This is a genomic window from Pseudoduganella sp. S-14, from assembly GCF_049913285.1.
GTDB lineage: Bacteria > Pseudomonadota > Gammaproteobacteria > Burkholderiales > Burkholderiaceae_D > Rugamonas.
The window spans coordinates 5124535-5139941 of the sequence record NZ_CP183991.1 but is presented as its reverse complement, the minus strand read 5'-3'; the positions used below and the strand labels follow the sequence as shown (position 1 = coordinate 5139941).

Sequence of the window (15407 nt, the reverse complement as noted above, 5' to 3'; positions counted from 1 at the left end):
TTCCTCAGTGCTTGCCTGTGCTGCCGAAACCTCCGGCGCCGCGGTCGCTGGCCTCGAAGTCATCGACAACATTGAAGCCAACCTGCAGCACGGGCACGATGATCAGTTGCGCCAGGCGCTCCATTGGATTCAGCGTAAACGTGTTGAAGCCCCGGTTCCAGGTAGACACCATCAACTGCCCCTGGTAATCGGAGTCAATCAAGCCTACCAGATTCCCCAAAACAATGCCGTTCTTGTGGCCCATGCCGGAGCGGGGCAGGATCATGGCGGCATAGCCCGGATCGGCGATGTGGATGGCAAGGCCGGTTGGTACCAGCACAGTCTGGCCTGGTTCGATCACCAGCGGCGCTTCGATGCAGGCGCGCAGGTCGAGGCCAGCGCTGCCGGGCGTTGCATAAGCCGGCATCTGGTCTTTCATGCGCGGGTCGAGGATTTTGACGTCTACAGTTTTCATTGGAATAGCGAGTTCTTGTCGATGCGTTTGGCGATTTCGGAAATCAGCTGGCGCGCCAGCGTGAGCTTGTCGGCGCGCGGCAGGATGGTGTGCCCGTGTTCGTCAAACAGGATGATGGTGTTGTCGTCCTGGCCGAAGGTGTTGTGGCCGATATTGCCGACCAGGAGGGGAATGCCTTTGCGTTCGCGTTTGCTGGCGCCGTATTCGATCAGGTTTTCCGATTCGGCGGCGAAGCCCACGCAATAAGGCCAGCCGGCCAGGCTGGTACGGGTGGCAACGCTGGCCAGGATGTCAGGATTCTGCTCGAACTTCAGTTCCGGCACGCTGTTGTCGCCGGTTTTCTTGACCTTCTGCGCGCTCGGGTTCACGACCTTCCAGTCCGCCACTGCGGCCACGGAAACGAACACGTGCTGGCCGCCGATGTGATCCATTACGGCGTCGAACATCTGCTGTGCGCTCTTGACGTTGTGGCGGTCCACGCCGTACGGCGTCTCCAGCGCGACAGGGCCGGATACCAGGGTCACTTCGGCACCCGCTTCACGCGCGGCGCGCGCCACGGCGTAACCCATCTTGCCGGAGGAAAGGTTGGTGATACCGCGTACCGGGTCGATGGCTTCGAAAGTCGGGCCAGCGGTGACGAGGATGCGCTTGCCGGCCAGGACTTTCGGCTGGAAGGCGGCGATCATTTCGGCCAGCAGTTGCTCGGGTTCCAGCATGCGGCCCAGGCCTGTTTCGCCGCAGGCCTGGTCGCCGGCGGCCGGGCCGAACACAGTGATGCCGTCTTCGCGCACCTGGTCGACATTGCGCTGGGTGGCCGGGTTGGACCACATTTCCACGTTCATGGCGGGCGCGATCAGCAGCGGCACACGGCTTGGGCGGGCCAGGCACATGGTCGACAACAGGTCGTCGCACACGCCGTGCGCCAGCTTGTAGATGAAGTCGGCGGAGCAGGGCGCGATCAGGATGGCGTCGGCGTCGCGCGTGACGTCGATGTGGGCCATATTGTTGTTCACGCGCGGATCCCACTGGCTGCTGAAGACCGGCTTGCCGGACAGCGCCTGCATCGTCACCGGGGTGATGAAGTGGGTCGCGGCGTCGGTCATCACGACCTGCACCGAGGCGCCTTCCTTGGTCAGCGTGCGGCACAGTTCAGCGGCCTTGTAGCACGCTACGCCGCCGGACAGGCCGAGGACGATTTTCTTGCCAGTCAGTTCCATTTTGCTGCTCCTACTTGTTCACGCGGCGCAGTTCGTCCAGTACGAACAGTGCGGCGCCAATGCAAATGGCGGTGTCGGCGATGTTAAAGGCCGGGAAGTGGCCGAAGCCGCTCCAGTGGAAATCGAGGAAGTCGATCACGTGGCCGTGCCAGATGCGGTCGATCACGTTGCCCACTGCGCCGCCCAGGATCAGGGACAGGGCCCAGCAAAACATGCGCTGGCCGCTGTGGCGCATCAGCAGGTAGACGATATACAGCGCGGCGATCACGCCGATGGCGGTGAACATGTGGCGCTGCCAGCCGCCTTCGTTGGCGAGGAAGCTGAACGCGGCGCCTTTGTTGTAGGCCAGGACCAGGTTGAAGAAGCTGGTGATGACTTTCTCTTCGCCGTACACGAACAGCTTGTTGATCGTGATCTTGCTTAACTGGTCCAGCAGGATGACGATGAAGGCGATGCCCAGCCATGGGGCCATGCTGCCGGAGGGTTTGCTGCTGAAGGTGGTGGTCTTTTTGGTGGCCATAAATAGCTTTTTCTTTGTGCTTGCCAGAACCGGGGAACCAGTGTCTGACCCTCAGGGTCAGACACTCATCTGCGGCGGCCGCAGGCTGGGGTTAGGCGAACTTGCGGGATTCGCCGGCGCCAAACAGGTTGGAGTGGCAACGGCCGCACAGGCCTGGGTGGTCGGCGTGCGAGCCCACGTCTGCGCGATAGTGCCAGCAGCGCTCGCACTTCTGCGCGGTCGATGCCGCCACGTTCACGGCTTCATCCGCTTCCGACGCCACTTCGACAGCCTTGGCCAGCGAAGTGATGAAGATGAACTTCAGGTCGTCGTCCAGCGATGCCAGCGCCTTGAACTTGTCGCCGGCAGCCTTGATCTCCAGTTCCGCCTGCAGCGAGGAGCCGATCGCGCCGGAGCCGCGCAGTTCTTCCAGTTGCTTGGTCACGTCGGCACGCACGGCGATGATGGTCGCGTACTTGGCCATCAGGGCTTCGGCGTCCGCCAGTTCCGGCAGCTGCCACCAGGTCTGGGTGTAGATGGTCTCGTCGCTGGCCTTGAAGGCTTCTTCGCCGGCGAACGAAGCCCACGCCTCCTCGGCGGTGAAGCACAGCACCGGTGCCATCAGGCGCAGCAGGGACTGGGTGATGTGCCACAGTGCGGTCTGTGCGGAACGGCGGGCCTTGGAATCCACCGCGCTGGTGTACAGGCGGTCCTTCAGGATGTCCAGGTAGAAGCCGCCCAGGTCCTCGGAGCAGAAGTTCTGCAGCTTGGACACTACCGGGTGGAATTCGTAACGCTCGTAATGGCGGGACAGCTCGGCCTGCAGCGCAGCCATGTTGGCCAGCGCGTAGCGGTCGATTTCCAGCAGCTCGGCCACCGGCACGGCGTTCGCCTTCGGGTCGAAGTCCGAGGTATTGGCCAGCAGGAAGCGCAGGGTGTTGCGGATGCGGCGGTACGACTCGGTCACGCGCTTCAGGATCTCGTCGGAGATCGACAGCTCGGAAGTGTAGTCGGTGGCGGCAACCCACAGGCGCAGGATGTCGGCGCCCAGGGTGTCGGAAACCTTCTGTGGCGCGACGGTGTTGCCGATCGACTTCGACATCTTCTTGCCTTCGCCGTCGACCACGAAGCCGTGGGTCAGCAGCGCCTTGTAAGGCGGACGGCCGTTCAGCATCGAAGAGGTCAGCAGCGAGGAGTGGAACCAGCCGCGGTGCTGGTCCGAGCCTTCCAGGTACAGGTCGGCCGGGAAATGCGATTGATCAGGATGCGAGCCGCGCAGCACGGTCTGGTGGGTGCAGCCGGAGTCGAACCACACGTCCAGCGTGTCCTTGTTCTTCACATAGTGCTCGGCCTCCGCGCCCAGCAGGGTGGCCGGGTCCAGCGCCTGCCAGGCGTCGATGCCGCCTTGCTCGATCAGCTTGGCCGCTTCTTCCAGCAGTTCCGCGGTGCGCGGATGCAGTTCGCCGCTTTCCTTGTGGACGAAGACGGCCATCGGCACGCCCCACTGGCGCTGGCGCGACAGGGTCCAGTCCGGACGGTTGGCGATCATGCCGTGCAGGCGCGCCTTGCCCCAGTCAGGGAAGAATTCAGTGGCTTCGATGCCTTCCAGCGCGGTTTCGCGCAGGGTGGAACCGCCGTCCAGCGGCTGGATGTCCATGCCGGCGAACCACTGCGAGGTGGCGCGGTAGACGATCGGGGTCTTGTGGCGCCAGCAGTGCATGTAGCTGTGGTCGAACATCTTCAGTTCGAACAGGGCGCCAGCTTCGCGCAGCGCTTCGCAGATCGGCTTCGAGGCTTCCCAGATACTCATGCCGCCGAACAGCGGCAGGGAAGGGACGTATTTGCCGTCGCCCATCACTGGCTTCAGGATTTCATCGTCCTTCATGCCGTGCGATTTGCAGGAGATAAAGTCGTCCTGGCCGTAAGCTGGGGCCGAGTGCACCACGCCGGTACCGCTTTCGGTGGTCACGTAGTCGGCGATGTACACCGGCGACAGGCGGTCGTAGAACGCGTCGCGGGCATGCAGCGGGTGCCTGAAGGCGATGCCAGCCAGCTTGTCGCCGGTGGCGGTGGCGATGACGCTGCCTTCCAGCTTGTAGCGTTCGAGGCAGGAAGCCACCAGGTCCTTGGCCAGGATCAACAGCAGCGGCTTGCCTTCGCGCTCGGTCTGCACCAGCGCATAGGTCACCTCGTGGTGCATGTTCAGGGCCTGGTTGGACGGGATGGTCCAGGGGGTGGTGGTCCAGATCACGACGAAGCCGTCGCCGGCCGGCAGGGCAGGCAGGCCGAAGGCGGCTGCCAGCTTGTCGTGTTCATGGAAGGCGAAGCCGACGTCGATCGCCGGGTCGCGCTTGTTCTGGTATTCCACCTCCGCTTCCGCCAGGGCGGAGCCGCAATCGAAGCACCAGTTCACCGGTTTCAGGCCGCGGTAGACGTAGCCTTTCTCCAGCAGCTTGCCCAGGGCGCGCAGTTCGTCGGCTTCGTTACCATAGTTCATGGTCAGGTAAGGATTGTCCCACTCGCCCAGAACGCCCAAGCGGATGAAGTCCTTCTTCTGGCGCTCGACCTGCTCGTGCGCGTAGGCGCGCGCCTTGGTCAGCACGTCGGCGGTCGGCAGGTTCTTGCCGAACAGTTTTTCGATCTGGATCTCGATCGGCATGCCGTGGCAATCCCAGCCCGGAACGTAAGGCGCGTCGAAGCCGGCCAGGGTGCGCGACTTCACTACGATGTCCTTCAGGATCTTGTTGACGGCGTGGCCGATGTGGATGTCGCCATTGGCGTACGGCGGACCGTCATGCAGCACGAACTTCGGGCGGCCCTTGGCGGCCTTGCGCACGCGTTCGTAGATCTTCTTATCCTGCCATTGCTTGACCCAGCCCGGTTCGCGCTTGGCCAGGTCGCCGCGCATCGGGAACGGGGTTTCGATCATATTGACCGGGTATTTGCTCTCTTGCTTCTTTGGTTTGTTGTCAGACATGATGAATGCTTTAAGTTTGTGTTTCGGTTGGCGCGACTTATTTGGGCAGCGCCTGAATTCGGTCGGTGACGGAGTTGGCTGCGAAGAATTCGCGGGCCTGGGCGGCGTCGCGCTCGATGGCCTTGACCAGGGTAGGCAGGTCAATGAACTTTTCTTCGTCGCGTATCTTTTGCAGGAATTCGACGCGCACCACCTTGCCGTAGCAGTTCCGGGCGAAGTCGAAGATGTGGACTTCCAGCAGCACGCGGCCGGCGTCTTCCACCGTCGGGCGCACGCCCAGGCTGGCAACGGCCGGCAATGGCTTGTCACCCAGGCCGTGCACCTGCACGATAAAGATGCCGGAGAGGGCAGGGCGGTGCGGCACGCGCAGGTTCAGCGTCGGGAAGCCGATATCGCGCCCCAGTTTGGCGCCGTGGATCACGTGGCCGGAGATCGAGTAAGGATGGCCCAGCAGGGCCTGCGCATGCGGGAAATCGCCTTCGAAAAGCGCACTGCGCACGGCGGAGGAGGAAATACGGGTTTCGCCATTGCGCACGGTCGGCAGTACTTCGACTTCGAAGCCATACTGCTTGCCGGCTTCGGCCAGCATGGCGACATTGCCGGCGCGCTTGGCACCGTAACAGAAATCGTCCCCCACCATCAGCCACTTCACGTGCAGGCCTTCGACCAGCACCTTTTCGACGAAGCGTTGCGGCGACTGGCCGGCGAAGGCCTCGCAGAAATGCTCGACGATCACACGGTCCACGCCATTGTTTTCCAGCGCCTGCAGCTTGTCGCGCAGGTTTGCGATGCGCGGCGGGGCTTTCGACAGATCACCCATCTTGTGGGCGAAGAATTCGCGCGGATGCGGCTCAAAGGTCATCACGGCCGATTCCAGTCCGAGGCGATCGGCGGCGGCGCGCACGCGTGCCAGCAACGCCTGGTGGCCGCGGTGGACACCGTCGAAGTTGCCGATCGTCAGAGCGCAGGGCGCGCGCGCCGCTGCATTGGGAAGTCCGCGAAATACCTTCATTTATCTTGCTATCAGGCTCAAATGCTTGATTATACGTTCTCAATGTAAAAAAGCGCTGCCTGCGGGTGCAGGCAGCGCTTTTCTTGGCTCAGCCCGGCTTTGTTCAGACCGGGTTGTTAATGTACATGGTCCAGTAGCGGGCCAGTTCAGGCTCGCCAGCGGTGCCTTTCACCGACTTCAGGGTGCTGATGGCAGCAGCCTTCTTGCCGGCGATGTACTGTGCCACGCCATAGTGCAGCTTCATTTCTTCAGGCTTGCGGCCGGTGCCCAGCTTGATCGCTTCTTCCATCAGCTTCAGGCCATCGGCCTTGCCGTCGGAAACCATGGCATAGCCCAGGTTGGCCAGGCCGTCAGCATCCTTTTCCTTGCGGAAGTTGCCTTCCTGGGTAGCAGCGTTCTTCTGCTGGTCGGCCAGGGTCTTGGCTGCCAGGTCTTTCAGGCGCTGGTGGCGGCCGGCGTCGGCGCCGGTGCCCAGGGCACCTTTCTTGTAGCCTTCGTCGACGATCTTCAGGGCTTCAGCAGGGTTGCCGGCTTGCAGGGCCAACTGGCCCATTTCCATGAATTCGGACGGCTTGGTGATCTGCTTCAGGGCCAGCTTGAGGCGCATCACGTCCAGATTCAGGGACGAGGAGAAGCCTGGCTTGCCGATCACGCGGTTCAGCAGGTCAGCCCAGTAGGATGCCTTTGGATACGATGCAGCCAGCTTTTCCAGGGTCTGTACGTAGCCAGCCTTGTCGTTCTGCTTCAGCTGGATGTTGGCCAGCATTTGCAGGCTGCCTTCGGACTTGGCGCCTTGCAGTTCCTTGGCGGCTTCGTTGAGCTTGCCGCTCTGGTAATAGGTCTGGATCAGCTGCTCGCGCATCTGGGAGTTGTTCGGATTATCCTTCAGGACCTTCTGGATGTAGGTAATGGCTTTTGGATAATCCTTGGCGCGCAGGTAGATGCTGGCCAGGGCTTCGGTGATCTTTGGTGCCTGGGCTGGCGACAGCTTGCCGGACGCCAGCACTTGCTCGAAGGCGCGGGCGGCGGTCTCATTCTCGCCGGCAGCGGCAGCAGCGGAACCGCGGGTGTATTCGATCTGGAATTTTTCCAGTTCGGACTTGCCGCCGACAGCGTCTGCTTCCTTCAGTTTCGCCAGGGCTTCCTTGTAACGGCCGGAGGAGGCCAGTTTTTGGGCTTCTTGCAGTGGCTTGCCAACTTCTGCGCGCACGGCCTCGGCATACGCGATCGACGACAGGCCTGCCATCGGAACGGCAGCAGTGAAACCGATAGCGGCCATTACCAGGCCAAGATGGGCGAGACGAAACTTAATCATGGGGTGATTTTCTTTCTTCAAAATGCGAAATAGGCAGGATAACCTGCCTATTTGGGAAAATAAAGGGTGTGTTGGCCCAATTATTTACTGGAACTGCTCGTTGCCGACCAGACCAATCTTGGTGACGCCGAGACGCTGTGCCGAGGCCATTACGCCTGCAACCACGCTGTAGTTAACCAGCTTGTTCGGACGCAGGTGCACTTCAGGCTGGTCAGCCTGTGCCGCTACGGCGATCAGCTTGTTTTCCAGGGCAGGGCGGTCAGGTACGACCACATTGTCCCACAGGATGGTGCCGTCGAAGTCAACGTCGATGGTCACGACCACTGGTTCCTTGGTTGGCGGTGGCGGGGTGCCGACCGGCATGTTCAGGTTAACCGAGTGGTTCGCTTTTGGAATGGTGATGATCAGCAGAATGATCAGAACCAGCATGACGTCGATCATCGGCGTCATGTTCATTTCCATCATCGGTTCCGACTCACCGCCGGAACTGCCTACGCTCATACTCATGAATTGTGTTCCTTTTCAGAAGGCCGCCCCCGCTACAGCCAGGGGCGGCTTGTTCTTACATCTTATCAGGCGGTTCGGTGATGAAACCGACCTTCTGGATGCCAGCACGCTGGGTGGTGTAGATCACTCGGCCAATCGATTCATATTTCGCGTCTTTGTCGCCGCGGACATGAACTTCAGGCTGAGGCACCTTCACAGCTTCCTCTTTCAGAAAATCGAACAGCTCATTCGCGTCGCGCATTTTCTTCTGGTTCCAGTAGATGTCGCCATCTTTGTTAACAACGATGTTGACGTTCTCTGGCTTGGTCTGGATTGCCTGGTTGATCTCTTCCGGCAGGTTGATCTTCTGCAGTTTGAGAACGACCGGGCTCGTGATCAGGAAGATGATCAGCAAAACCAGCATGATGTCCACGAGCGGGGTCGTGTTGATCTCACTGTTAAGCTGCTCTTCTCCGCCGGTATCGGAGCCTACGGACATCGACATGGTATTAACCTACTTTTTTCGACGAAGCAGCAGCGTTCGAAGTGGACATTGCGCCGGAGATCAGCACGGAGTGCACGTCAGCGGAGAAGGAACGCACATCTTCCATTGCGGTCTTGTTACGACGCAGCAGCCAGTTGTAACCCAGAACGGCAGGAACTGCCACCAGCAGACCGAAAGCGGTCATGATCAGCGCTTCACCCACTGGACCTGCAACTTTGTCGATCGAGGCGTTACCGGTCATACCGATGTTGGTCAGCGCGCCGTAAATACCCCAAACGGTACCGAACAGGCCGATGAACGGAGCGGTCGAACCCACGGTTGCCAGGAAGGACAGGCCATCGGACAGACGCGACTGCACTTTGTCAACAGCGCGCTGGATGGACATGGTCACCCAGGTCGACAGGTCGATTTGTTCCAGCAGGGCGCCGTCGTGGTGAGCGGTGGCCTTGGTGCCGGATTCAGCGATGAAGCGGAATGGGGAACCTTCGGTCAGGGTCGCGGTGCCGGCAGCGATCGACGATGCTTTCCAGAACTTGGCAGAGGTTTCTTTCTGCTGCTTGAAGATCTTCTGCTGGTCGATGATCTTGGTCACGATGATGTACCAGGAACCGATCGACATGATCGACAGGATGATCAGGGTAGCACGAGCAACGAAGCCGGCTTCCCACACAGCGGAGATACCGAATGGGTTTTCGACTTCTTCTTTAGCGGCTGGAGCAGCTGGGGCAGCAGCTGGAGCGGCTGCTTCTGCTGCTGGAGCGGCTGCCGCGTCAGCTGCTGGAGCTGCAGGTGCGTCAGCGGCTGGAGCCGAAGCGGCTGCCGAGGCAGGCGCGTCAGCCATGGCTGGGGCGCTTACCAGGGCGGTAGCTGCGGTCACCGAGAACAGCACAGCGGCCAGTACAGCGGACAAACGGGTATTCTTAAACATGCTTCCTCCAAATTTGAAAAATAATCAGTTCGCTGGCTTAAACGACAACGGACTTACTTAGTTGCGAGACGATGCCCTGTCTCAGGTTTATTCCAGCGTCCAGACGTATTGCATCTGTTGCCAGCCTTCTTGCGGCTTGCCGTCGACCGTCGCAGGCTTGAATTTGCACTTGGAAATACCAACTTGTGCGGCCTTGTCCAGGTCACGGAAACCACTCGATTTCACTACTTTTGCCTCAGCTACGTGGCCGTCCACACCGATCAGGAAGGACATGGTCACAGTGCCAGTCTCTTCGTTACGCAGCGACGACTTCGGCCATTCTGGCTTGGCGCAGGTGCTGAAGTCGACCACAGCCGGGGTACGAACACCGGTGGCCGCAGGGGCTGCAGGTGCCGGTGCCGCTGGAGGGGCTGGGCGAATATCGGTGGTTGCTGGCTTCACGCTGGTCGCGTTGGCGATCACGTTCTGCGCTGGCGGCGGTTGCTGCACGTTCACTTCGACCGGAGGAATGAATGGCGGTGGAGGTGCCTTCATCTCTGGTGGAGGTGGCGGTGGTGGCAGTTCTTTTGGCGGAGGCGGGGCGACCTCCTCGATGATCTTGGTCTCCACCGGTTCGATCATCTTGCTAATCATCTTCTTGCCCAGGCCGGATACGATGCCGTAACCAGCGATCAGGTGCAGGACTACGACGAACACGATGCCCGTATAGTTCTTCTTCCCGGCAATTTTCTCGTTATCACTGAAATTCATGCCTGCTTTCTCCAATACCAACTCTTGTGTTGCTACTTTAAACCCCCAAAATGGCGACACAAAGCTACAGCCGCATCCGGGACGTCGGCGAATTATACATACGAATTTTGGATTTTTGCATAGAATTTTGTCCAGAAAACCGTTTAAATTTCATGCCCTTAGCCCCATATTGGCAGGCTGTTACCAGAGTCCGCCAAAGTGGTCTGGCAGAAAAAGCAAGAGAAAACTGACCATTTTTTCGCCCCTGCGATTGATCTTCATCACTTTTTCTTCAAGACGAAATATTGCTCGCCAGCGAACGTGGCGAGGCAAAGGAAATTCGGCGAAGTGTGTTGCTTCGACGTAACTCTGTCAAAAGCGCGGTCAGATCACCCGGTTGCGCTTCTCGCGCTTGCACTCGATGGTGCTGATCACCTGGCCATCCGGCGAAACCGTATCCAGGTGAACGTCAAATCCCCAGAGGCGGGCCACGTGCTTCAGCACTTCATTGGCCTGCTGGTTGAGGGGACGGCGGTTGTACTGCGTGTGGCGCAGTGTCAGGGCGCGGTCGTCGCGGGTATTGACGGACCATACCTGTATATTAGGCTCGCGGTTACCCAGGTTGTACTGGTCGGCCAGCATTTGCCGCACATAGCGGTAGCCCAGCTCATCGTGGATGGCCGAGACGGCCAGCTTGTCGTTCTTGTCGTCATCTAATACAGCAAAGAAGTGGAACTCGCGGATCAGGCGCGGCGACAGATATTGCGCAATGAAGCTTTCATCCTTGAAATTGCGCATGGCGAAGTCGAGCGTTTTCTTCCAGTCGCTGCCGGCAATATCGGGGAACCATTCGCGGTCCTCCGGCGTCGGATGCTCGCAGATGCGCCGGATGTCAGACATCATGGCAAAGCCCAGTGCATACGGATTGATGCCGTTGTAGTAGGGGCTGTGCACCGGCGGCTGGTACACCACATTGGTATGGCTCTTCAGGAATTCCATCATGAAGCCATCGCTGACCACGCCCTCATCGTACAACTGGTTGAGGATGGTGTAATGCCAGAAGGTGGCCCAACCTTCGTTCATGACCTGGGTCTGGCGCTGCGGGTAGAAATACTGGCTGATCTTGCGCACGATGCGCACGATCTCGCGCTGCCAGGGTTCGAGCAGGGGCGCATACTTCTCTATAAAGTACAGCAGGTTCTCTTCCGGCTCGGGCGGGAAGCGCGGCGCCGGCTTGTCGACGGCTTCTTCTTCGCGCCGCGGCACGGTGCGCCACAGTTCGTTGATCTGCGACTGCAGGTAGGCTTCGCGCTCCTTCTGCTTCATCTGTTCCTGCGCCAGCGACAGCTTGGCCGGACGCTTGTAGCGGTCCACGCCATAGTTCTGGATCGCGTGGCAGGAGTCGAGCAGCAATTCGATGGCATCGATACCATGCCGTTGTTCGCACTCGGTGATGTAATTCTTGGCAAACACCATGTAATCAATGATGGCATCGGCATCGGTCCAGGTCTTGAACAGGTAATTGCCCTTGAAGAAGGAGTTATGGCCATAGGCGGCGTGGGCGATCACCAGTGCCTGCATGGTCAGGCTGTTCTCCTCCATGAGATAGGCAATGCAGGGGTTGGAGTTGATGACGATCTCGTAAGCCAGCCCCATCTGCCCGCGCTTGTAGCCTTTTTCTGTCGCCAGGAAGTGCTTGCCAAACGACCAGTGGGCATACGACACCGGCATGCCCACTGAAGTGTAGGCATCCATCATTTGCTCGGCAGTAATGATCTCGAGCTGGTTCGGATAGGTATCCAGCCCGAAGTTCTGCGCTACGCGGCGGATTTCTTCGTGCGCCTGCTCGATCAGTTCAAACGTCCATTCGGATTGCTCCGGCAGGGCGCGTGGATGCGGGGGGCGCTTGGTCATCTGGTTCATTTTGGCTGCTTCTTGAACAGTTCGCGGAACACCGGATAGATATCGGCCGGCGTGACTATCTTCTGCATGGCGAAGTGCTGGTGGTATTCGGGGATCTGGGCGTATTGCTCCCACAGGTTCTGCGGCGGGCCGTCGGTGATCTCGACATAGGTGTAGTACTGCACCTTGGGCATGATGGTGTTGACCAACAGCTGGCGGCACAGCACGGAGTCGTTGTCCCAGTTGTCGCCGTCGGACGCTTGCGCCACGTAGGCATTCCAGCTGCCGCCGCCGAAGCGCTCGTCAATGATCTTGTTCAGCAGGTGCAAGGCCGAGGACACCACGGTGCCGCCCGATTCGCGCGAATGGAAGAATTCATTTTCGTCCACTTCCGACGCTGCCGTATGATGGCGGATGAACACCACCTCGATCTTGTCGTACACGCGCTTGAGGAACAGGTAGAGCAGGATGAAGAAGCGCTTGGCGGTATCCTTGCGCTGCTCGTCCATCGAGCCCGACACGTCCATGATGCAGAACATCACCGCCTGCGTCATCGGCTTGGGCACCTTGATGCGGTTCGAATAGCGCAGGTCGAAGGGATCGATGTAGGGAATGGCCAGCAAGCGCGTATGCAGATGGTGGATCAGCTTCTTCAGCTCGATGACCTGCGGGTCGTCGAGGGGCGCGCCGGCCACCAGCAGCTCTTCCAGTTCGCGTTCCGCCTCGATCAGGCGCTTGCGTGAACTGCCGCCCACCGCAATGCGGCGGCCGAGGGCGCCGCGCAGGGAGCGCAGCACGTGGATGTTCGAAGGCGTGCCCGATACCGTATAACCTGCGCGCTGCGGCTTGAATTCCGTGGTCGCCGTGAGCTGGGTTTTGATCATGTGCGGCAGTTCCAGGTCTTCGAAGAAGTAGTTCATGAATTCTTCGCGCGACAGTTCGAAGATGAAATCATCCTCGGTGGTCTGGTCGCTGTTGCCTGCGCGGCCGCGGCCGCTGCCCCCGCCGCCCTTGGGGCGATTGATCAAATCGCCTTTCTGGTATTCCTCGTTGCCCGGGTTGACCACTTCCCAGATCCCGCCGTGGGCGTGGCCGAACGAGGGCTCGTTCACGTCCTTGACGGGAATGGAGACTTTTTCGCCATTCTCGATGTCGGTGATCGAGCGCCCCTTGATGGCGCGCCCGACCGCATCCTTGATCTGGCCTTTGTAACGCCGCAAAAATCGTTCGCGGTTGACCGCGGACTTGTTCTTGCCCTGCAAACGACGGTCGATGAGGTAAGTCATGTGCCTCCTGCCTGCTTGATTGGCGCGTCCCGATTATCCCACTTCTCGATCAGGACGACTTCCGCACGCGCAGATACCATTCGCACAGAAGCCGGACTTGCTTGGCCGTGTATCCCTTTTCCACCATGCGCGCCACGAAGTCGGCGTGCTTGTTGGCGTCCTCGGCACTGGCCTTGGCGTTGAAGGAAATCACCGGCAGCAGTTCCTCCGTATTGGAGAACATTTTCTTCTCGATCACTGTGCGGAATTTCTCGTAGCTGGTCCAGGCCGGGTTCTTGCCGCCGTTATTGGCGCGCGCCCGCAGCCCGAAGTTGACGATCTCGTTGCGGAAGTCTTTCGGGTTCGAAATCCCGGCCGGCTTCTCGATTTTCTCCAGTTCGTTGTTCAGCGATTCGCGGTCGAAGCTTTCGCCGGTGTCCGGGTCGCGGTATTCCTGGTCCTGGATCCAGAAGTCGGCAAAGGTCACGTAGCGGTCGAAGATGTTCTGGCCGTATTCGGAATAGCTCTCCAGGTAGGCGGTCTGGATTTCCTTGCCGATGAACTCGACATAGCGCTGGGCCAGGTGCTCTTTGATATAGGAGAAGTACTTTTGCTCGGTCTCCGGTGGGAACTGCTCGCGCTCGACCTGTTGTTCGAGCACGTAGAGCAGGTGCACCGGGTTGGCCGCCACCTCGGTCGAGTCGAAGTTGAAGACCTTGGACAGGATCTTGAAGGCAAAGCGCGTCGACAGCCCGCTCATGCCCTCGTCGACCCCGGCATAGTCCACATATTCGTGGATGGACTTGGCTTTCGGGTCGGTATCCTTGAGGTTCTCGCCATCGTACACCAGCATCTTGCTGAAAATGCTGGAGTTTTCCGGCTCTTTCAGGCGCGACAGGATGGCGAACTGCGACATCATGCGCAGCGTGCCGGGGGCGCAAGGCGCCTTGTCGAGCGAGGAATTGTGCAGCAGCTTCTCGTAAATCTTGATTTCGTCGGTGACGCGCAGGCAGTACGGCACCTTCACTATATAGATACGGTCGAGGAATGCCTCGTTATTGCGGTTGTTCTTGAAGCTTTTCCACTCCGATTCGTTGGAGTGCGCCAGGATGATGCCCTCGAAGGGGATGGCGCCGAAGCCTTCCGTGCCTTTGTAGTTGCCTTCCTGGGTGGCGGTCAGCAGCGGGTGCAGCACCTTGATCGGCGCCTTGAACATCTCGACGAACTCCATCAGGCCCTGGTTGGCCAGGCACAGGCCGCCGGAATAGCTGTAGGCGTCCGGGTCGTCCTGGGCATAGTCTTCCAGCTTGCGGATATCGACCTTGCCGACCAGGGAGGAAATATCCTGGTTGTTTTCGTCGCCCGGCTCGGTCTTGGAAATGGCAGTCTGCTTCAGCACGGACGGGTAGCGCTTGACCACGCGGAACTGGTTGATATCGCCATTGAATTCGTGCAGGCGCTTGACCGCCCAGGGCGAGGGAATATTGCGCAGGTAGCGGCGCGGGATGCCGTAGTCTTCTTCCAGGATGGTGCCGTCCTCCGCCTCGTTGAACAGGCCTAACGGCGATTCGTTCACCGGCGACCCTTTCAGGCAGTAGAAAGGCACTTCTTCCATCAATTGCTTGAGCTTTTCCGCAATCGACGATTTGCCGCCGCCGACCGGGCCCAGCAGGTAGAGGATCTGCTTGCGCTCTTCCAGCCCTTGCGCGGCATGGCGGAAGTAGGCGACGACCTGTTCGATGACGTCTTCCATGCCGTAGAACTCACGGAAGGCGGGATAAATCTTGATGACCTTGTTGGCGAAGATGCGGGACAGGCGCGTATCGTTGCGCGTATCAACCAATGTCGGTTCGCCAATCGCAGCCAGCATCCGTTCCGCCGCCGAAGCGTAAGTCAGGCGGTCCTTTTTGCAAAGCGCGAGGTACTCGGAGAGGGACATTTCCTCTTCCTTGGTGCGCTCATAGCGTGCTGCGTAGTTGTCAAAAATGGTCATGTGAATGTCCTTTAATGAAAAATCTACTCGTCACATGGTCGGCAGTCTTAGCGTGGGCTGCAGGCCTGCTCAATGCTTTGCCAGCTTGCCTGAGTTGCCAGGGATTGCCCGAGGCTCGGAGCTGG

General features: G+C 59.7%; 13 protein-coding genes. All 13 read right to left on the bottom strand.

Features of this window, described 5'->3' with window-relative positions; translation table 11 throughout:
* Positions 1–4: 4 nt before the first annotated feature.
* On the bottom strand, positions 5–454 hold the full coding sequence (dut, locus tag ACN9MZ_RS23655; RefSeq protein WP_426339300.1) for a dUTP diphosphatase: 450 nt from the start codon (positions 452–454) through the stop codon (positions 5–7).
* Positions 451–1671 carry a bifunctional phosphopantothenoylcysteine decarboxylase/phosphopantothenate--cysteine ligase CoaBC gene (gene coaBC / locus ACN9MZ_RS23650; RefSeq protein WP_426339299.1) on the bottom strand — a complete coding sequence of 407 codons (1221 nt, stop codon included), beginning with the start codon at positions 1669–1671 and terminating at the stop codon, positions 451–453. Before coaBC ends, dut begins: the two co-directional genes overlap by 4 nt.
* Positions 1672–1681: 10 nt before the next feature.
* The gene (gene lspA / locus ACN9MZ_RS23645) at positions 1682–2191 is read right to left on the bottom strand and encodes a signal peptidase II (RefSeq protein ID WP_426339298.1); all 510 of its coding nucleotides are present in this window, start codon (positions 2189–2191) and stop codon (positions 1682–1684) included.
* 91 nt (positions 2192–2282) lie between these two features.
* Positions 2283–5147 (bottom strand): isoleucine--tRNA ligase, encoded by a 2865-nt coding sequence (gene ileS / locus ACN9MZ_RS23640; RefSeq protein ID WP_426339297.1) that lies wholly within the window; start codon positions 5145–5147, stop codon positions 2283–2285.
* Between the two features lie 37 nt (positions 5148–5184).
* Positions 5185–6159 (bottom strand): bifunctional riboflavin kinase/FAD synthetase, encoded by a 975-nt coding sequence (locus ACN9MZ_RS23635; protein WP_426339296.1) that lies wholly within the window; start codon positions 6157–6159, stop codon positions 5185–5187.
* A gap of 103 nt (positions 6160–6262) precedes the next feature.
* Complete coding sequence (locus ACN9MZ_RS23630) at positions 6263–7474, bottom strand: tetratricopeptide repeat protein (RefSeq protein ID WP_426339295.1); 1212 nt, start codon at positions 7472–7474, stop codon at positions 6263–6265.
* An 84-nt stretch (positions 7475–7558) separates the two neighbouring features.
* Complete coding sequence (locus ACN9MZ_RS23625; protein WP_200953793.1) at positions 7559–7981, bottom strand: ExbD/TolR family protein; 423 nt, start codon at positions 7979–7981, stop codon at positions 7559–7561.
* A gap of 55 nt (positions 7982–8036) precedes the next feature.
* A complete protein-coding gene (locus tag ACN9MZ_RS23620; RefSeq protein WP_028101866.1) occupies positions 8037–8465 on the bottom strand; it encodes an ExbD/TolR family protein in 429 nt (142 codons plus the stop codon).
* Between the two features lie 4 nt (positions 8466–8469).
* Positions 8470–9393: a MotA/TolQ/ExbB proton channel family protein gene (locus tag ACN9MZ_RS23615; RefSeq protein WP_426163880.1), complete on the bottom strand. Its 924-nt coding sequence runs from the start codon at positions 9391–9393 to the stop codon at positions 8470–8472.
* 87 nt (positions 9394–9480) lie between these two features.
* Positions 9481–10143: an energy transducer TonB gene (locus ACN9MZ_RS23610; protein WP_426339294.1), complete on the bottom strand. Its 663-nt coding sequence runs from the start codon at positions 10141–10143 to the stop codon at positions 9481–9483.
* Positions 10144–10506: 363 nt separating this feature from the next.
* The gene (locus ACN9MZ_RS23605) at positions 10507–12045 is read right to left on the bottom strand and encodes a SpoVR family protein (protein WP_426339293.1); all 1539 of its coding nucleotides are present in this window, start codon (positions 12043–12045) and stop codon (positions 10507–10509) included.
* Positions 12042–13310 (bottom strand): YeaH/YhbH family protein, encoded by a 1269-nt coding sequence (locus tag ACN9MZ_RS23600; RefSeq protein WP_130310792.1) that lies wholly within the window; start codon positions 13308–13310, stop codon positions 12042–12044. The genes ACN9MZ_RS23605 and ACN9MZ_RS23600 overlap by 4 nt, the downstream gene beginning before the upstream one ends.
* 49 nt (positions 13311–13359) lie before the next feature.
* Positions 13360–15282 (bottom strand): PrkA family serine protein kinase, encoded by a 1923-nt coding sequence (locus ACN9MZ_RS23595; RefSeq protein WP_426339292.1) that lies wholly within the window; start codon positions 15280–15282, stop codon positions 13360–13362.
* Positions 15283–15407: the final 125 nt, after the last annotated feature.